Source organism: Janthinobacterium sp. YR213, from assembly GCF_900099875.1.
In the GTDB taxonomy this organism is placed as follows: Bacteria; Pseudomonadota; Gammaproteobacteria; order Burkholderiales; family Burkholderiaceae_D; genus Janthinobacterium; species Janthinobacterium lividum.
The window spans coordinates 22,953-40,605 of the sequence record NZ_FNDA01000009.1; the positions used below are offsets into that span (position 1 = coordinate 22,953).

A 17,653-nucleotide genomic window follows, 5' to 3' on the forward strand; every position below is an offset into this window, starting at 1 on the left:
AAGCCGCGTGATGGAGTTCCGGATGTCCATGTCCTTGCCCGCCAGTTTCACGCAAGCCAGCAGATTGCTACAGCTGACCACGCCCCTCGGCGCCGATCGTCTGCTGGCCGAATGCGTGCGCGGCGAGGAAGGCTTGAGCACGGGCTTCGTGTTCCAGATCGCGGCCTTGTCGACGGACGCCGCCATTTCCTTGCGTACCCTGATTGGCCAGCCGGCCCTGCTGCAATTGCTGACCGCTACCAGCGCCGACGCGCTGCGCCCGTTCCACGGCCATATCACCGCCGTCGAGCTGGTTGGCGCGAACGGCGGCATGGCGCGCTATCACCTGACCCTGGAACCGTGGAGCGCGTTTCTTGCCCACGGCCGCGACAGCCGCGTGTTCCAGGACATGACGGTATTCGACATCCTCGACGCGCTGTTTGCCGCTTACCAGGCGCAGGGCAAGCTGGCGCCGGCCTGGCGTTTCGATATCCTCGATCACGCGGCATACCCGAAGCGCAGCCTGAGCACCCAGTACCAGGAAAGCGACTGGGCCTACGCGCAGCGCCTGATGCACGAGGAAGGCCTGTTCTATTACTATGAACACAGTGGCGATCCCGGCAGCCCCAGCCTGGGCAGCCACTGCCTGGTGATCGCGGACCATAACGGCGCCTTCAAGCCGAATGCCCAGGGCAGCATCAATTTCACGCAGCCGGGCGCCGTCATGAAGGTTGACAGCATCGACCGCTGGCGCACCGAATTGCGCCAGCAGACCAATGCCATCGAACTGGGCAGCTGGGATTACCGCTCGCTCGACCAGCGCGTCGCCAGCGCGGCAGGTCCGGTGCAGGGCGTGGAGCTGCTCAGCCGCGACGCGCCCGGGGCCTATGCCTATGCCTCGCGCGAGCAGGGCCAGCGCATCGCGCGCAACCAGTTGCAGGCGCTGGAAGCGGGCAAGGAAGTCCACGTGGCGGCCGGTACCGTGCGTACCTTGTCGCCGGGCACCACGTTTAGCTTGCAGGGGCAGCCGGTGTTCGACCAGGCGGGCAGCGACGACGAGCGCAGCTTCCTGATCGTGCGCACGGTCCACCTGATGCACAACAACCTGAGCGCGGATCTGCAGTCGTCCATTGTGCAGACGCTCAAGACGGGCTTGCTCGATGCGGCCATCCGCAAGGAGCAAGCCGGCAGCCTGCACCGCATGCCCGCGCTGCTGGGCGCCATTGCCGAGCGCCCCCTGTACCGCAACCGCATCGATGCCATCCGCAGCAATATTCCTTATCGCGCCAGCGGCAAGGACCAGCATGGCCAGCTGCTGCATCCGCGCCCGACCGTGCATGGACAGCAGACGGCCGTCGTGGTGGGTCCGGCCGGCGCCGTGATTCACACCGACCGCGACCACCGCATCAAGGTGCAATTTCACTGGCAGCGCGGCGTCATGAGCCACAGCCGCCTCGACCATCCGCAAGGCGGCAAGCATACCGGCGCGCCTGGCGACGACAGTGCCGGCACCTGGGTGCGCGTCGCCTCCACGATGGCGCCGGTGGCGGGCGCCAACTGGGGTGGCCATGCCTTGCCGCGCATCGGCCAGGAAGTATTGATTGATTTCCTGGAAGGCAATATCGACCGGCCGCTCGTGATCGGTACCGTCTACAACGGCCAAGGCACGGCCGACGCCCAGAATAACCGCGTGGCCCATGGCGCCGGGCCGGCCACCGGCAATGCGCCGGCCTGGTTTCCGGGGGAAGCGGGCGCGCATGCCCACCCGGCCGCACTGTCCGGCATCAAGAGCCAGGCCATGCAGGCCAGCCAGCAGGGCGGCGCGGCGTACAGCCAGCTGGTATTCGACGACAGCCCTGGCCAGCCGCGCGTGGCCCTGCAGCGCCATGCCGGCGCACACCAGGGCACTGCCGAGCTGAATCTGGGACACTTGCGCCATCAGACGGACAACCAGCGGCTGGCCGCCGCCGGCTTCGGCGCGGAACTGAAAACCGAGCACAGTGCCGCGTTGCGTGCGGGGCAGGGGCTGCTGCTGTCGACCGACGGGCGCACCAATGCCAGCGGCACGCAGATGGATACCAAGGAAGCAACGGCCCAGATCGAACAGAGCCTGGCCCTGCTGACATCGCTTGCCGAGACGGCGCAAAAGCACAAGGCTGTCTTAGGCGGTGGGCAAGGCCAGGCCGAAGCGTCGCCCGATACGCTGCTGGCGCTGAAGCAATTGGCGAACAGCATCGAAATGCTCAAGGGCACGACGGGCACGGGCGATGGCCAGGTAACGGCCTATGGCGCGCCGCAGCTGCAATTGTCCAGTCCGGCCGGCATCGCCGCCACCACGCCGCTCAACGCCCTTTTCGCCGCCGGCAATACCAGCAGCATCGCGGCAGGGCAGGACATCAATTTCGGCGCGCAAGGCAACCATTTCCATGCGATCAGTTCCGGCATCAGCCTGTTTACTTATGGCAAGGCCAGCAAGCCCGACAAACCCAACCAGGAAACGGGCATCCGCCTGCACGCGGCCAGCGGCAAGGTCAGCAGCCAGAGCCAGTCCGATGAAACAAAATTAACCGCGGACAAGGCCGTGACCGTGGCCAGCGTCAGCAAAAGCGTCAACATCAACGGCAAGCAGCATGTGCTGATGACGGTGCAGGGCGCCTATATCAAGCTCGAAGGCGGCAATATCGAGATTCATGGGCCCGGCAAGATGGAATTCAAGGCCGGCATGAAGGAGCTCACGGGGCCGGCCAGTGCCAGTCCTGCCCCTTTGGCCTTGCCGGCAGGACAATTGAAAGGCTGTGCACTGAAACTGCTCGATGCCACGCAGGCGGGAGCGGCCAGTGTCAAACGATAAAGTGTCATCGCCTGCACTGTCTTCGGCGGGGGGATCGGCGGCGCGCGCCGATGAAGTGCTCTACAACGTGGCCCGCGGCTATGACAGGACCGTCGTCCTGATCGACCAGTTCATCGACAATCCTTTGCGCGAGGCGATCGAGGCTCTGTCGCCGCCCGCGGCCAGCGTGCTGCTCGATGACCCGATCTTCCAGGATGACTTGCAGCGCGCACCGATGCTGCTCGCGTTGTCAAACAAGCGGCCCGAGCACTATGCGCTGGTCGAATATAGTTTGAAGCTGGCGCAAGAGCAGCATGCCGAACCGGGCGCAGTGCCCCGGATCTGTGCCTGGCTATTTAGTCACGTGACGCTGGAACGTCTGCGTAGCGCCATGCTGGCGCGCCTGAATGTGCGCTATGCGTCCGGCGATGCCGTTTACCTGCGCTATTTTGACCCTCGCGTCATGCCGCATCTGGTGAGACTGTTTCCGCCATCTACTGCAGGCGTGTCGGGGCGCAGCAGTTTTGACGATCTGCTCGGCCCTGTCGAGAGATGGTGCCAGCTCGACCGCGATGGGCAGCTGATCCAGCATGGCAATGCGCAACCGGTGTCGGCAGTGCAAGACATTCCCCTGCGCATCGATGAGCCAACCAGGCAGGCGATGGAGCGCATCGAGCAGATCAATCTGGTGGTGCGCATCCTGAGCGCCAGGCAAACGGCCATCGGGCCAGGCATCGATGCGCAAATCGACCACCATCTTGTCTACAGCGCAAGTGCGGGCCTGGACCAGCCTGATGATCAGATCGCCTATGCCTGGCGCGCCGTCGCACACGGCCAGGCATTCACCATGCACCCCGCCCTAGGGGAACTGATGCGGATGGCAGCCATGCAAGGCTTGCCGCTGGACATAGTATTAAACGCCCGTCTTCATTCCCTGGCTTGATGCCCAGCAGGATGACCGCGTGCCGCCCACTCAACAGGAAGAGCGATGAAAGACTGTAAATTTTGCGATAAAAACGGCTTGTTCATTTTGCCCTTGCGTTATGCGGCAGTGGTGGGCGAGGGCGCGGCGAATCATGTGCCAGCCTTGCCCGGCAAGCTGGGCGACAAGGTCAAGCACATCACGCTGGAAAACGCCAGCTATGCGCCGCGCCTGCTGCGCGCCGGTTTCCTGTACGTGCTGATCAAGCGGTCGGGATTGCTGTATTGGGAAGGCTATTTTGCCGACGACGACGCCTTCCTGTCTAAATTTCCCGTCGATTCGCCGCCATCGGCGGCCGTGAATTTTTCTTGTGACCGCACCACCTGCGGCATCAACGCCAGCCTGATCGCGATCGACAAGATCGAGTTTGTCGAAAAAATTTATCTGTTGTTCACGCCGACTGCCATGACGAGAGAGCGGCTGGATGCGTATGCGGCCAATGCCGAGGCCAGCGTTAAAAAAGGACAAATGCAGGTTTTTCTGCCAAAGGAATGGGCGGCGGGCAGTACCGAACAGCCGCACAGCCTGAAGCCTGAAGAGCTTGGCAAATACGTCCCCGAGGCCGTGCTCGCCCGGCAGTATCAGAATGCCTGCAAGAGCCCTTTGGGGAAAATTCTCATGCAGCAACTCTACATGGCAAGTTGCGATGCTTATGAAGGCGTAGCCAACCTTCCACTGGCGACACCGGGCGGCCGGATCGGAAAGCTGGAAGAAAAAATGGTAGCGACCCAGGCGGCAGCGTTTGCTGTGTTTGACCCAATCGGCATCACGCAGGAATTGAACGATTTTCGTAATGCAGCACTGGAACCGCTTGAGAATTTTCTTGAGCAGGTGGACAAGGAAAAAGTCAGCAATCGGCGGAAGATGGACGTCATGGTTGGCATTGATGATGTCAAGGACTGTGTCATCAAATACGGCGTGGAAATCAGAAAGAAAAATCTCGATGACATGGATTCGAGGGCGCTTCCGGATATTAATAAAAATAACGCCGAAATGCTCAGGAAATTAAATCGTGTAAAAGAAGCTGAAATAATTGAAGAGAGAATAAGGAAAACTTCTGAAGCGCGCGAGAGACGGCGCGAGCAGCTTCTTGCTGGCAGTGAACAGGATGCGCGCGACAAATTTGAAAAGAAATATGAGTCGCTTATCTCTGTTTCTGAAATTGATTTGCTTCGGAAAGCACTGGATAAACTGTCGAAAGAAGCGGAGGCAACATCGAGGAAAAGAACTGTCGATCACGTCAAGTGGGTGATGTCCACGGAACTGGTTGAGGCATTTGATAGTTATGACGAAGAAAATATCAGTAGCGGGTTCTGCTTTAATTTTGAATATTCCCGGTGCGTGTTTGGCATGTTCTCGGGTAAGGAAAATGAACCTGTTCTTAAAAATTGGATGGATGTCAATTCCATTGAAAGAAAAAATTTGTACATGCGTTCAAATTTTTACAATCACAAATCTTTATACGATGCTGCGGAAAAAGCTTTCAAGGACGCTAAAGACCAGGTCGAGGCTGCAGGAGATATTTCAAAAGTACAGGCGGTACCGTGGTTAAAGGCCTGCAAAGGCCTGATTGATTCCTTTAAAAAAATTGATTCCGCATGGGATGAATGGTTGCGTGATGGTGAAATTCTTAAGATTCACAATAATGATCCAAATGCCAAGAAGAACAAATCGATTCGTAATCTTTCAAAATATCACCGTACTATTGAAGGAATGGCATTTGCAAAAATATCGGAGTGGACCCAAGCACTGTCCACCAAAAGCGGGAAGCTGGACAAGGCAATTTCCAGCGTTGTCGGTGTATTGCTGTACTCAAAATTGGCGGATCTGACTGAGAAAATAACCTTCGAGGAATTGATGGCTCCTCTGAAGCAGAAAAATATTGATGAATTAAGAGAAAAATCAAAGAAATACGCTGAAACGCTGAAAACGGAAAATAAAAAAAATAAATTAGAGCAGAAAATAGAAAATAAAGCTGAGCGCATGGCGCGAGCGGAGGCCACCAGAATTGCCCAGGCAGATGCGGCAAAAGTGGAAGGGAGCATAGGAAAACTGATAGAGGATGAGCAGATAAAGGTAAAAAATAAGGTCAAGATTGCATTGGATGAATTGGACGTAGGGAAACGGCCCGAGACCAATAATTTTCGCCATGCCCGCATTGGTGTCCTTTTAATGTCAATCGAAAGCCTTTCCCTGGCAACAAAATTGCCTCATTTTTTCGATTCCCCCAGGCTGCAGGCTGAGGTGGCAGCTTCAATATTTTCATTGAGCAGTATGTCATTTGATCTGGCTTATTCTGTGACAAAATCTATAAGGGAAATTTCTCCTTACAACAAGATTTCGGGCATAAATAAGGGCGCCGATATTATTCGTGGTGGCTTTAAAATGGCTGCGGGAATTCTTGGGGCACTTTCTGGTGTAATTATATTTTGGCTGGATGTTCTTTCCGCTCATGAGGAGAGCAAAAAAGAAAGGACTGATAGAATTCTGGTGGGAATTTATGCGGGGAGGGCATTTCTGGGTCTGGGTAACATAGGTTTAGGTTTGGCCGCAGCATTTTCGTATTCCGCTCCTTTAATGTCGCGATTGGCCGGATCGTTATTGGCGAGAAATTCAAGTCTTTCCCTGAATATGGCAAAATTTCTTGTCGGAACTGCTGCACTTGCTAAAAAGGTGGCAGACGGGAGAACCCTTTTATTAATACGATTGGCCCGGTTTAATCTGATTGGCTTAGGGATAACAGTGGTCGAAGTCGGATATCGGGTATGGATCATGGACGATGATCTGGAGAATTGGTTTCAAGCATGCAGTTTCAGGAAGAGAAGAGGATTATTTAGTGAAAAGCCGTTTGATTCTGTTGAGAAAGAATTAATGGAGTTGCAGAAGGCATTCAAAACGGTTCAATCATAACTTTTAGGAAGCACATGATGAAAAAAGAGGGTGCTGAAAATACTTCTTCCGAAGAGGTTTTTTTTACTGTGGAAGGAAAACTCACAGAATTTCATATGGCTGCAACAAATGTAAATTTACTTAGTAAAATTGAAAGCAGCCTTGCGGAAAAGAATCTGGCAGGTGGTGTCGCGGCCGCCATCAATGGCATGCCAGGGGCGTTGGCAAATGCAGCCATGCTGAGTTTTTATGATGGCGAAGATATGTACAATTTTGCCGGGTTGGTCAACGGGAAAGTAGTATGTGGTGTTTTTAGAGACGCTGACAAGATCAAGGATGGCGATATCGTCAAATTGGTGGTGACACAGAGAAAGGATGTACTGTATGTGCATAGTTTGCTCCGTATTGACGATAGTTTGTTGCTGATGCCACTGAATACCTATTGCGGAGAGCGAGCTTTTTTTTGGAATTGCATGAAATTTGCACGGAATATGATATTGTTTATGTGGGTTATGGCTTTTGCTGCATTCTTTTCCTATGTTGATATATCTGTTGAAAAAAAAGAATATATAATTTTGGCATGTAGTACTATATTCCTGGTTCCTTTGATTTTCTGGATTCCTTTCGAATATTGGAGCTTCAGAACCATGCGTGATTATTCGATATGTGCGACGGAAATTTTCGCTGCCCATGGTTTTCCAAGGCCAAGTGACTTTGATATGCGTGCTGGCGCTACTTTATTCAAGGATCATAGCTATGGTTTTATTGGATATAGTTGTGAATTGGCCTTGAAAAAACACAGGTCGAAATACAAAATTCAATCTGCTTGATAATTTCCTCGATACATTTCCGTTACTTTTCAAGTTGGATCTGAGTCGCTTCCTCCCCGAAATTGATGGCATTGCTGTAAAGAGATTGCCAGTTCAGCGATCGAGAAAATCATATGCATGAATTCTCCTATAAGTTGGTCAGCGGCGTTGTTGAGGAGTTAAGAACTTCCGACATGCATGTGAATTATTTGAAGAGTGCTGAATCATTCAAGAAAATATCCGGTTTGACCTCGATCGTGCAGGCTACCACGGGCGAATCAGGCGCTGTTCACAGTGCGCAGGCGGCCACAAGTGACGGAGATCCTGTCACAAGCTTCAGCATGAGCGTGGGCGGCAAGTGGGTTAGCGGGAGTTTTTGGGAAGTTGGTTTTAGAGCCGGGGACGAGGTTCAGCTTGTCGGCTATCAAAAAGGTAATGACTTCATCGCTGTCGCAGTCATTGATGTAAAGGAAAACAAGATATGGATGCAGCCACATTCTGAACGTGGCACTACCGCAAAAAAATATCATCTATTAATATGTAGTGGGTATTTTTGCATAGGATTATACATCCTTACTCTTGGAATGGGTTTTTTTTGGAATATTCCATTATGGTTGATGCTGATTACTGCAACTATAACAGCGCCGGTTATTTTATTTGCAACAGTTGGATTGAGTTGGTCAGATTTTATGGATTTTTCAAAAGAAATGGATAGAGTAGGGAAGGCACTTGGGATCGCTGAGCCGGAAAAAATTGATCTTTTTAAAAGTACGAGAAAATCCAGAAAATCAGGAAAGCCCGCTTTGCCGATGGGCGTGTACTATCTTTAAATTAGATAAGTAAAATGTACGATCCCATTGATGTTCCTGATGAGCCGTTCCTCTCTGGGGTAGAAATGAAGCATCTTCATTTTCTAGACAAGGATGGCGGCAGGTACTTAGCGCTCGATGCTCTGGCGGTCGTAATCGCGCGCCATCCCCCGCGATGCTGTCGCGCGATTACTGGCAGACAGTGCCCCTGTTTATTCCGCTTGGCCCAGGCTGACCAGCCGTGCCAGGGTCTCTTGCGCGTTCATGCTCTTGGCCAGCGAGACGGCAGTCATGCCGCGGCTGTCCACGGCATCGATGCGGGCGCCGTGCTGCAGCAGCAGGTCGAGGATGGCCAGGCGGTTGAACATGGCTGCCATCATCAACGGGGTCTTGCCGTCCGGGCTGGCGCCGTCCACCCTGGCGCCGTGCTGTAGCAGCAGCGCGGCGATGTCCAGGTAGTCTTTATAGGCCACGCCGGCCAGCGGCGTCTGGCCCTGGTCGTTGGGGACGTTGGCGTCGGCGCCCGCTTCGAGCAGCAGGCGCGATGTTTCCAGGTGGCCATGGTAGCTGGCCAGCATGATCAGGCTGTCGCCTTTTTCGTTGCGGAAGTTGACTGGCACGCCCTGGGCCACCATGGCGCCCAGTTGCTGCGTATCGCCTTCGCGTACCAGGGCAAACAGGCCCTGGATGAATTCCAGCGTTTCGGCATCCATCGTTGCGGGGATTTTTCGTGCATCGGTGTTCATCGTGTTCTTTCCTCGAGGGTGGGCTATGCCTTTAGTCTACTATGCGGCCGGCGCCAGCGCCTTTTGCCGCGAGGCCAGCGCCGCGCCGATGAAGAGGGCGATGGCCGAGGCGATCAAGCCCCGTTCCAGTCCGGCCGGGCCGTCGGCGATCCAGCCGACCACGATGGGGCCGACGATCTGCCCCAGCGCAAAGACCGTCGTGTAGGCGCTGATGCCGGACGTCCAGGATTGCTGCGGCAGGTTATGCCGCACCAGGGCCGTGGTCGACGCTACCACCGACAGAAATACGGCGCCGAAGACCAGGCCGGAGAGGAACACGACGGGTATAAAGCTCGTCAGCGCGGGCAGGATGGTCACCACGCCCAGCACGCCATTCAATATCGCCAGCGATTCGCCGCCCCTGTAGCGGTCCAGCATGCGCGCCCAGATGCGCGATGACGCCACCACCGCCAGGCCCAATAAAGTGTAGAACACGGTGACCAGGGTGGGCGGCATGCCTTGCTGCTTGAGCAGCGCGATGACAAAGGTCATGTAGCCGATGTAGCCGACGCCGAACATGAAGTAGCCGGCCAGGCTGGGGGTAAAGTCGCGCCAGGCGAAGCGCCGCGGCGTGTCGAGGGCGCGTGGCGCTTCGCCGATCGCTTTGGCCGGCAAGGCCATGATGGCGGTGGCCAGCAGGCAGGTGATGCCCAGTGCCAGCCAGGGCCATTGCCACGCGTGCGCGGCGCCGTGTTCCCGGGCGGACGCCAGCGCGGCCGGCACCAGCAGGGCAGACAAGGCAATGCCAAAGCCCGTGCCGCCGTAATACAGGCCGATGTAAAAGCCGGCGCGCTGGCTGTGCATGGAACCGAGCCGCGCCGCCAGCACGCCGCCGGCGATGAACATGAAGGCGCTGGCCACACCCGCGCACACGCGCTGCAGGAACAGGGTGGTCGTGTCGCTGACGAGGCCCGACATCAGCATGAAGATGCTGGCCAGCACGGAACCGACGATCAGCAGACGCCACACGCCCAGCCGGCGCATCAGGGCTGGCGTGGCCAGGGCGCCGAGAAAATAGCCGAGCGCATTGAAGGTGTTCATGGCCCCGGCCAGCAGGTAGGACCAGCCCAGGTCGGCACGCATGGGCGGCAGCAGCAAGCCATAGGAAAAGCGCGACAGGCCCAGGGCGACGGCAGCACCCAGCGAAAGCGCCAGCGCCGTGGCCAGCGGATGGGCCGGGGAATGATCGTGTGTCGGCATGGCCGGTGACCCATGTATGTGAAAAGCTGCAGTGGAGTGGGCGCCGGGGTGGGGCAGGCCGGCGGGCAAGGTCTGTCGGTGGCAGTGGCATACGGCCTTCAACGCTGACCGTTTTTTACTGTCAAGTTAATGAATTGGCCTTGAGAAGTCAAGCAGGCACCGCCTGAACAGCACTGGCAATAATGCAATCTTGTTATTGTTACTTTTGGATAGAATTGTGAGACATGCAATACCATATAATTGTAATTAGGAAATTAACTTGCCTAAAATCAATTTCGCAGGTTGCTCCTGATCCTCCATATCATAAGGGCACTATGAACAAGAATAAACCCGGCGCGTTGTTGATTGCAGCGCTGATTGGCGCGGCCTTGGCTGGCTGCGCTTCGGAAACCTCGCAAGCCGTGGCTGTCCCCACGGTTGCCAGTGCAGCCCGTCCCTACGTTGGTCCACGCACCCTGATCGCTGTCGGCAAGTTCGACAACCGCTCGAACTTCATGCGCGGCATCTTTTCCGACGGCGTCGACCGCCTGGGCAGCCAGTCGAAGACGATCCTGATTTCGCACCTGCAAACGTCTAACCGTTTCAACGTGCTCGACCGCGACAACATGGCGGAACTCAAGCAGGAAGCCGAGTTCAAGAAGCAGGGACAGAATATCAAGGGCGCCGATTTCGTCGTCACGGGCGACGTGACCGAATTCGGCCGCAAGGAAGTGGGCGACAAGCAATTGTTCGGTATCATGGGCCGCGGCAAGACGCAAGTGGCCTATGCCAAGGTCACCTTGAACGTCGTCAATATCGCTACGTCTGAAGTCGTGTTTTCGGCCGCCGGCGCCGGCGAATACAGCCTGTCGAACCGCGAAGTGCTGGGTTTTGGCGGCACCGCCAGCTATGACGCCACCCTCAACGGCAAGGTGCTGGACCTGGCCATGCGCGAAGCGGTCGAGCGCCTGGTGGCTGGTGTCGAAGCGGGCGCAATGCGCAAACAATAAGGTATCCCATGAAAACAATGATGAACAAGGGCGCAGCCCTGCTGGCGCTGCTCGCCTGTGCCGCCCTGACCGGTTGCGCCACGCAATCGAAGACCCTGTACCAATGGGAAGGCTACGAGCCGCAAGTGTACGAATACCTGAAGGGTGAAAGCCCTGAACAGCAGATCGCCGCCATGGAAAAAGACTTGCAAGTGATTGGCGCGAAGGGCAACCACGCGCCGCCGGGTTTCCATGCCCACCTGGGCATGCTGTACTCGATCGCGGGCAAGCCGGAACAGGTCGAAGCGCAGTTCGAAGACGAGAAAAAACTGTTCCCGGAATCGACGCCGTACATGGACTTCCTGTTGGGTAAAATGAAAAAAGGCGAGAAATTATGAAGTCGCGCATGTTGAAAATGGCCTTGTGCCTGGGTCCCGCCATCTTCATGGTCGGTTGCGCCACCAAGCAGGCCGCGTATGATTACACCGCCTTCAAGGCGGCCAAGCCCCGCTCCATCGTGGTCTTGCCGCCGTTGAACAACTCGCCGGAAGTTAATGCCGGCAACAGCGTCTACGCGCAAGTGACGTATCCGCTGGCCGAAGCGGGATACTATGTGCTGCCGGTGGCCGTGGTCGGTGAAACCTTCAAGCAGAACGGCTTGACGAACGCTGCCGATATCCACGGCGTCGATGCGAAAAAGCTCAACGAGATCTTTGGCGCCGATGCGGGCCTGTACGTGACGATTTCCAAGTACGGCACGACCTATGCCGTGATCGACAGCGTGACGGTGGTGTCGGTCGATGCCAAGCTGGTCGACCTGAAGACGGGCGCCTTGCTGTGGCAGGGCGCGGCCAGCGCATCGAGCAACGAAGGCAACAACAGCGGTGGCGGCGGCCTGGTCGGCATGCTGGTGACGGCGGCCGTCAAGCAGATCATCAACACCAGCACCGATGCCAGCCATCCGCTCGCCGGCACGGCAAATGCGCGCATGCTGTCGGCCGGCGTGCCGAATGGCTTGCTGTACGGTCCTCGTTCGGAACGCTACCTGGCGCAGTAATCGTTCGGGAGTAGCGTGCCCAGGCCCTGCATCAGCCAGGGCATGAGCAGTGACAACCGGCGCCGGAGGAAATCGCGGACTCGTCCTCCGGCGCTGTCTTTCCTGAGTTCGTGCAGATTCCAGGCAGGGAGCAAGCGATGGGCATTCAATTCAACGTCCGCTACAACGTGGAAACAGACGATTTGCAAGGCAACTCCGTGCTGGTTTTCCTGAAGCTGCAAAACCCGCAGGGCCATTACCACAGCCATGCCTGGCAAGTGTTGACGGGGTCGGCCGGCGCCACCGAATCGTTCCACTACGAGGACAGGATTTCGACCGACGTGAACAGTTTCGGCATCACCGGGAACACCATCGTCTCGGGCCGCCAGGTCATCGCGCCGGGACAGCTGCTGTCGGCCGTGAGCCCGCATGGCTTGTCGCCGCTGCTGCAGCCGGCCGCCGCCTCGCTGGCGCAATCGAAGCTGACGCCGGCGCAATGCGGCGTCATGAACGAGACCAGCCCATTCATCCCATTCAGCTGCAACTGGTACGTGAACGACCGGCCGGTCGCGACCATGCCCGATGTCGACGCCAACATGACGGTCGGTTTCGAATACCTGCCCAGCCTTTATTTTGTGGTCGCCATGCGGCCAGCAGCGGACCAGACCTACAGCCTGGAGAGTTTCCAGGACATGACGCAGTATGCGATGCCGGTCTCGGTTACCGAAGTGGACGTGACCTTGCACCGCAGCCAGGACGCGTGGCGCTTCGACTTCGCCGCCCGCTAGCGCGCGCCGCGATCGGCACGGCTCACACTTCGACGGCCAGGTCGTCGAAGTCGGCCAGGGTGCCGCCATTGGCGATCAGCTGCTCGAAGCTGTGCTTGCGCCGCGCGTCGATGTGCGTATTGCTGACGCCGCGCTTCCAGTAGCCGGCCACCAGCACCTGTTCCTTGTCCAGGCCTGCATCGATGCGGAAGTGCTGGCGGATGGCGCGCATTTCATCGCGTTCGCCCGCGCCCCATATCGCGTAATCCTGCGGATCATGCAACGCCCTGGCCTGGGCGGCCAGCGGCCCGTCCGGCGCCACGTGGGCCGTGCCGAGGCGCTGCAATGCCAGGCCCGGCACCTTGGGCAATTCCTGGAACGCCGCTTCATCATCGGTCACTACCCAGCCGATGCCGCTCGCGTTGGCGGGCCATTGCTGCAACATGGCATACAGGGCGGGTATGCCCGTCTCGTCGAGGAAGAGGGCGAGCTTGCGTTCGCCGCCGCCTGGAACGGTGAACTGCGGGCGCGGCCCCGTCAGGCGAAAGACGTCGCCCACGCGCAGGCTGTCGCCCCAGCGCATCATGGGGCTGGCATGTTCATGCAGCACGATATCGAAGGTAAAGGCTGACGCCGCCGCGTCATAGCTGCGTACGGTGTAGATGCGCGACGCGCCGCCATCGACGGCGCCGTCGAGATGGATGCGGAAGGCCACGTTGGGCAGCGCCCAGTGCGGATCGTCGCTCGAGCGGGCCAGGCCGGCCGTGACGCGCAGCACGCTGGGAACGGGGCGCGCGATGGTGGCGACGGTGGCCGTGACTGCATGCAGGCTGCGGTCATGTTCGGCATTGCGCAAGGGGCCGCCCGATTGCGGTTCTGGGGGTGTTGCCATGGTAAGTACTCCTGTGTCTTGGGTAATTAGTTTCATCATGCTAAACTAATTGCTGAAAAACGACAACGCAGCTGCCGCCACGGAAAATAATCATGACTATTGCCACCGATACACCGCGCCCCGGGCGTCCCCCCAGCATCACGCGCGCGCGCATTGCCGACGCCGGCATCGCCATGGGCTTGCCCGCCATGACTTTCACCGGCGTGGCCGCCTTGCTTGGCGTCAGCCACGTGGCGCTGTACAAGCACGTCGCGCACCTGGCCGCGCTCAAGCTGCTGGTGGCCGCGGAGATTTTTGCGCGCTGGCAATTGCCGGCGCCCGGAGAGGATGACCTGGAGCACTACCTGCTGCGTTTCAGCGCTTCGCTGCGCCAGCTGGTCAAATCGCATCCCGGCCTGGCGCCCTATCTGCTGCGCCGGAAAGCGACGCCGCCGGCCATGCTGGCGCGCATCGAGGCCCACCAGGCGCAGGTGGCGAACGGCTACCAGCTGCCGCTGGAGCGCGCCCGCTGGCTGCTGTCGACCGTGGCGTTTCACTGCGTGGCCCTGGCCGACACCGTGTATGCGCCGGCCGGCGACGCCTGGGAAGCAGAGGACGATGCGCTCATTGAGGCCGAGTTCGACCTGGGCATGCGCGCGCTGGTCATCGGGGTGCTGACGATGCGGCCGTAATGGCGCGCAATCTTGCTAGAACCATAACTGCGTCAGGCTCAGCTTGCCTGCATGGCCGGCCTGCGCCGGCGCCAGAACGGCGCTGACGGCCAGCGCGTTTCCTGGCCGTAGCAGTACGCCAGGTGGCGTTCGTACGCCGCGCCGATGGCTGTCAGTTCCCCATTGTATTTATGATAGGCATTCACGTCGCCGTGCAGCGTGCGGTCGGCGGCCTCGGCCGTGGCCAGGCCCGTGTACAGGGCGTTGAAGATGCCTTGCGAGGACAGCGGATCGAAGCTCAGCGCGGCGTCGCCGACGGCGAACCAGCCTGGGCCGGCGCCGGCGTCCAGGGTCGCCGTATGCGCGGGCGTGGTCATGGCGGGCGTATCGGCCGCATAGCCTTGCTGCTCCAGCAATTCCCGCGTGGCGGGCATGCGGCGCGCCGCCGCTTCCAGCCAGCCGGCATCGCGCAAGATGTTGGTGTCGAGCAAGTCCGCATCCGTATGCAAGGCCAGCACGCGGCGCTGGCCGGGCAGGGGCGCGCTGTACCACCAGCCGTATTCGCAGGCCTCGATGTGGGCAAAGCCCCGCGCCGAGGGCGTGCGATCCTGCCCGTATTGCCACACTGATACCAGCCGGTCGCCGCGCTGGCGCCGCGCCCCGATTCTGCGGGCCAGCCGGGCACTGCGTCCCGTGGCGTCGATGATGATGCGCGCCGCCGCGTCGCAGGGGCCGTGCTGCGTTACCAGGCGTACTTTCCAGCCGGCATCGTCCGGTACGATGCCCACGATCTTGGCCGAGGCCAGCAGGGCGGCGCCGCGCCGGCGCGCCTCGTCGCGCAGCCACAGGTCGAAGGTGCCGCGCGCCAGGTGCCAGCCGTGCCCGTCGGGATCGCTGAGGAAGTGGTGTTCCGTCCAGGCGCCGTTCCACCAGGCGCGGTTGCCGTGGTAGGGCGCATGGCCCTGCTGCAGGAAGGCGTCAAGCAAGCCCATGTCCTGCAGCAGGCGCGCGGCGGCCGGCGGCAGCGATTCGCCGATGCGCGCCAGCGGCGCGGCCAGCCGGTCGACCAGCAAGACCCGGTGCCGCCCCGCCAGGTTCAGGGCGGCCGTGGCGCCGGCCGGACCGGAGCCGACGATGAGCACGTCGGCCTGCAGCAGGGTCACAAGCGGTGCCGTTGCAGATGGCGCGCTTTTTCCGTGCCTTCCAGGTCGACGTCGACGAACTCGTCCGGTATGCCCGCCGCCGCGCGCAACAGGTGCTTGCCGGCTATCGGCTGCGGCAGGTTTTCCACCTGCAGGAAGGCAGGGAAGCCCGTCACGTCCGTGGGCCCGGGGCGTACTTCCACCACGCCCACTTGCGCCAGGTCGGCGATCATGTTGTTGATCTGCTCTTCATAGCTGATGTTGCCCAGCGGCCGTATCCACGCGGCGCGCCGGGCGAAGGCGGCCAGGCGGTCGTCGACGGGGACTTCGCGGTTCATCACCGTGTCGTAGGCGAGCTTGCTCATCACCTGGTTGGGCACGCGCGCGGGCCAGAACGTGGGCACGTAGGGATCGTAGTCGGACTGGTAGCCGGAGCGGCAGCTGGCCGTGTCCGTCTGCCATGGCACGGCCATCCAGCGCGTCACGCCACCGGCGATCTGCGCCGAGCAGGGGCTGCTGATATTGTCCGGTGTCAAGACGGCGCCGTAATCGGGCTCCACCCAGCCGGGCGGCCGGTGCGCCAGGCGGAACGGCGCGCTGTACATGCTGGCCTGGCGCATGGGCCAGGTCATTTCGCAGCCGGGGTGGAAGGCGTCGGCCAGGCAGAATTCCATGGCCGCGCGCAGCAGGGTGTCCGGTTGCTGCGCCAGTTCCACGTCGGCCAGGCTTTGCGGCGGCGTCTTGCCGGGCGCGTAGTCGTCCGTGAACTTGCCGTCGGCCCATTGCTTGAGGAAGCGCAACTGCAGATTGCTCAGCGCGCAGTTCTGGCGTGGCGTGTCTGCCGGCGGGATGGCCATCGCATCGCCATACAGCCATGGCCACGGCGATGGCGCCCACGCGTCGCGCTCGAACTGGCGGAACTGGTTATAGATGACGTTGCGCCACTCCTTGCGGTTGTCGGACGGGCTGGCCAGGCGCGCCATCCATTCGTCGCGGCTGAACGGCGTGCTGCCGTCCCAGCCAAAGGCGGCCGCAAAGCCGGCATTCACCCATTGCAGATTGGACAGGCGCTCGAAAATGGGGCGGATATCGTCCTGGAACGAGGGAACGGCAGGCGCGGCAATTTTGCCTTCGGAAACAAACAAGTCGCGCATCAAGTCCCACATGGTGCGCACCGACTTTTGCTGCGGCGCATAGTCGGGCGGCGCGACGACCACCCAGGCCATGTCGATCGGCAAGGCATGGCCCTGGTAGTGGACCTTGGCGCAGACGGGGCCGTCGGCCGTGTCGTCATGCCAGCCTTCGTTGTTGGCAAAGGTGATGGCGCGCGCGCCATTCCACGAGGCCGACTTGCCATGGCCGCCCAGCACGATCAGCCGTCCCATGGCATCCGTGCGCAATTCGCCCAGGTAGACGGGCGTGCCCATGAAGCGGCCGCTGTCGAAGGCCACGCCTTGGCTGTCGCTGCCGCTGATCTTGCGCTCGCCCGGCGTGATGGACAGTTGCGCGCGGTCGGTGACGGCCATGTTGCGCAGGAACGAGGGCTGGGTGACATTCGCCTCGGGAATATCGAGCGCGATCTGGAACTGGTACCACGCCGCCTTCGTGTTGGCCAGGGTGACGGACCATTCGATGTCGGCATTGCCGGCGTTCAATTCGGCCACCGCCACGCCGGCCGCGTTCAGGCCGTAGATGCGAAAGCTGGCCGCCTGGCGCTTGATGGCTCCGGACGCATCGCGGTAATAACCGGCCGGCCGCGCCGCCGGTTCCGGCACCTCCGGTCCCAGAAAGTACTCGCTGGGGCTGTTGCCCACGCGGGCAATGCCGATGGGCGGATAAATCGCCGCCTTGACGATGACGGTATCCAAAGTGGGGGTGGACATGGCGGGCCTTTCCAGATGCGTGGAGGGAAGGA

15 protein-coding genes are annotated in these 17,653 nt (G+C 59.6%); 10 read left to right on the plus strand and 5 right to left on the minus strand.

Annotated features, from left to right (window positions below; translation table 11 throughout):
• Positions 1–22 precede the first annotated feature (22 nt).
• The 5 genes from BLT98_RS27570 (at position 23) to BLT98_RS29015 (ending at position 8,319) form a co-directional block, all read left to right on the plus strand.
• A complete protein-coding gene (locus tag BLT98_RS27570; protein ID WP_244517757.1) occupies positions 23–2,830 on the plus strand; it encodes a type VI secretion system Vgr family protein in 2,808 nt (935 codons plus the stop codon).
• Positions 2,817–3,752 carry a DUF4123 domain-containing protein gene (locus BLT98_RS27575; protein ID WP_170846514.1) on the plus strand — a complete coding sequence of 312 codons (936 nt, stop codon included), beginning with the start codon at positions 2,817–2,819 and terminating at the stop codon, positions 3,750–3,752. The genes BLT98_RS27570 and BLT98_RS27575 overlap by 14 nt, the downstream gene beginning before the upstream one ends.
• Positions 3,753–3,797: 45 nt before the next feature.
• Positions 3,798–6,701, plus strand: coding sequence for a T6SS effector BTH_I2691 family protein (locus tag BLT98_RS27580; RefSeq protein WP_092613431.1), 2,904 nt, complete (start codon positions 3,798–3,800; stop codon positions 6,699–6,701).
• 14 nt (positions 6,702–6,715) lie between these two features.
• Positions 6,716–7,510, plus strand: coding sequence for a hypothetical protein (locus tag BLT98_RS29010; RefSeq protein ID WP_139179394.1), 795 nt, complete (start codon positions 6,716–6,718; stop codon positions 7,508–7,510).
• Positions 7,511–7,623: 113 nt separating this feature from the next.
• The gene (locus tag BLT98_RS29015) at positions 7,624–8,319 is read left to right on the plus strand and encodes a putative type VI secretion system effector (RefSeq protein ID WP_139179395.1); all 696 of its coding nucleotides are present in this window, start codon (positions 7,624–7,626) and stop codon (positions 8,317–8,319) included.
• A 191-nt stretch (positions 8,320–8,510) separates the two neighbouring features.
• On the opposite strand, the gene BLT98_RS27590 is transcribed toward BLT98_RS29015, so the two are convergent.
• Positions 8,511–9,044 (minus strand): ankyrin repeat domain-containing protein, encoded by a 534-nt coding sequence (locus tag BLT98_RS27590; protein ID WP_092613435.1) that lies wholly within the window; start codon positions 9,042–9,044, stop codon positions 8,511–8,513.
• Positions 9,045–9,083: 39 nt separating this feature from the next.
• Positions 9,084–10,283, minus strand: a complete 1,200-nt coding sequence (locus BLT98_RS27595) for a YbfB/YjiJ family MFS transporter (RefSeq protein WP_092613437.1) — start codon at positions 10,281–10,283, stop codon at positions 9,084–9,086.
• Positions 10,284–10,597: 314 nt separating this feature from the next.
• On the opposite strand from BLT98_RS27595, the gene BLT98_RS27600 reads away from it, so the two are divergent.
• The 4 genes from BLT98_RS27600 (at position 10,598) to BLT98_RS27615 (ending at position 13,075) form a co-directional block, all read left to right on the plus strand.
• A complete protein-coding gene (locus BLT98_RS27600) occupies positions 10,598–11,272 on the plus strand; it encodes a CsgG/HfaB family protein (RefSeq protein WP_070279368.1) in 675 nt (224 codons plus the stop codon).
• A gap of 8 nt (positions 11,273–11,280) precedes the next feature.
• A complete protein-coding gene (locus tag BLT98_RS27605; RefSeq protein ID WP_230521897.1) occupies positions 11,281–11,649 on the plus strand; it encodes a DUF4810 domain-containing protein in 369 nt (122 codons plus the stop codon).
• A gap of 47 nt (positions 11,650–11,696) precedes the next feature.
• Entirely contained in the window at positions 11,697–12,308 is a 612-nt protein-coding gene (locus tag BLT98_RS27610) for a DUF799 domain-containing protein (protein ID WP_225242261.1), read from the plus strand.
• A 137-nt stretch (positions 12,309–12,445) separates the two neighbouring features.
• Entirely contained in the window at positions 12,446–13,075 is a 630-nt protein-coding gene (locus BLT98_RS27615; RefSeq protein WP_092613441.1) for a hypothetical protein, read from the plus strand.
• A 22-nt stretch (positions 13,076–13,097) separates the two neighbouring features.
• On the opposite strand, the gene BLT98_RS27620 is transcribed toward BLT98_RS27615, so the two are convergent.
• Positions 13,098–13,946: a siderophore-interacting protein gene (locus BLT98_RS27620; RefSeq protein ID WP_092613443.1), complete on the minus strand. Its 849-nt coding sequence runs from the start codon at positions 13,944–13,946 to the stop codon at positions 13,098–13,100.
• A 92-nt stretch (positions 13,947–14,038) separates the two neighbouring features.
• Between BLT98_RS27620 and BLT98_RS27625 the strand changes: the two genes are divergently transcribed.
• Positions 14,039–14,617 (plus strand): TetR family transcriptional regulator, encoded by a 579-nt coding sequence (locus tag BLT98_RS27625; protein WP_092613445.1) that lies wholly within the window; start codon positions 14,039–14,041, stop codon positions 14,615–14,617.
• Positions 14,618–14,655: 38 nt separating this feature from the next.
• Here the strand turns inward: BLT98_RS27625 and BLT98_RS27630 are convergent, their stop codons facing one another.
• A complete protein-coding gene (locus tag BLT98_RS27630; protein ID WP_092613447.1) occupies positions 14,656–15,759 on the minus strand; it encodes a tryptophan 7-halogenase in 1,104 nt (367 codons plus the stop codon).
• Positions 15,756–17,621, minus strand: coding sequence for a LodA/GoxA family CTQ-dependent oxidase (locus BLT98_RS27635; protein WP_139179396.1), 1,866 nt, complete (start codon positions 17,619–17,621; stop codon positions 15,756–15,758). Before BLT98_RS27635 ends, BLT98_RS27630 begins: the two co-directional genes overlap by 4 nt.
• Between the last annotated feature and the right edge of the window lie 32 nt (positions 17,622–17,653).

What these genes read in the sequence shown, in the direction of transcription:
- BLT98_RS27605 (WP_230521897.1), top strand. Translation starts at nt 11,281, where the DNA reads ATGAAAACAATGATGAACAAGGGCGCAGCCCTGCTGGCGCTGCTCGCC.
- BLT98_RS27625 (WP_092613445.1), top strand. Translation starts at nt 14,039, where the DNA reads ATGACTATTGCCACCGATACACCGCGCCCCGGGCGTCCCCCCAGCATC.
- BLT98_RS27615 (WP_092613441.1), top strand. Translation starts at nt 12,446, where the DNA reads ATGGGCATTCAATTCAACGTCCGCTACAACGTGGAAACAGACGATTTG.
- BLT98_RS29010 (WP_139179394.1), top strand. Translation starts at nt 6,716, where the DNA reads ATGATGAAAAAAGAGGGTGCTGAAAATACTTCTTCCGAAGAGGTTTTT.
- BLT98_RS27590 (WP_092613435.1), bottom strand. Translation starts at nt 9,044, where the DNA reads ATGAACACCGATGCACGAAAAATCCCCGCAACGATGGATGCCGAAACG.
- BLT98_RS27610 (WP_225242261.1), top strand. Translation starts at nt 11,697, where the DNA reads ATGGTCGGTTGCGCCACCAAGCAGGCCGCGTATGATTACACCGCCTTC.
- BLT98_RS27635 (WP_139179396.1), bottom strand. Translation starts at nt 17,621, where the DNA reads ATGTCCACCCCCACTTTGGATACCGTCATCGTCAAGGCGGCGATTTAT.
- BLT98_RS27620 (WP_092613443.1), bottom strand. Translation starts at nt 13,946, where the DNA reads ATGGCAACACCCCCAGAACCGCAATCGGGCGGCCCCTTGCGCAATGCC.
- BLT98_RS27595 (WP_092613437.1), bottom strand. Translation starts at nt 10,283, where the DNA reads ATGCCGACACACGATCATTCCCCGGCCCATCCGCTGGCCACGGCGCTG.
- BLT98_RS27580 (WP_092613431.1), top strand. Translation starts at nt 3,798, where the DNA reads ATGAAAGACTGTAAATTTTGCGATAAAAACGGCTTGTTCATTTTGCCC.
- BLT98_RS27600 (WP_070279368.1), top strand. Translation starts at nt 10,598, where the DNA reads ATGAACAAGAATAAACCCGGCGCGTTGTTGATTGCAGCGCTGATTGGC.
- BLT98_RS27570 (WP_244517757.1), top strand. Translation starts at nt 23, where the DNA reads ATGTCCATGTCCTTGCCCGCCAGTTTCACGCAAGCCAGCAGATTGCTA.
- BLT98_RS29015 (WP_139179395.1), top strand. Translation starts at nt 7,624, where the DNA reads ATGCATGAATTCTCCTATAAGTTGGTCAGCGGCGTTGTTGAGGAGTTA.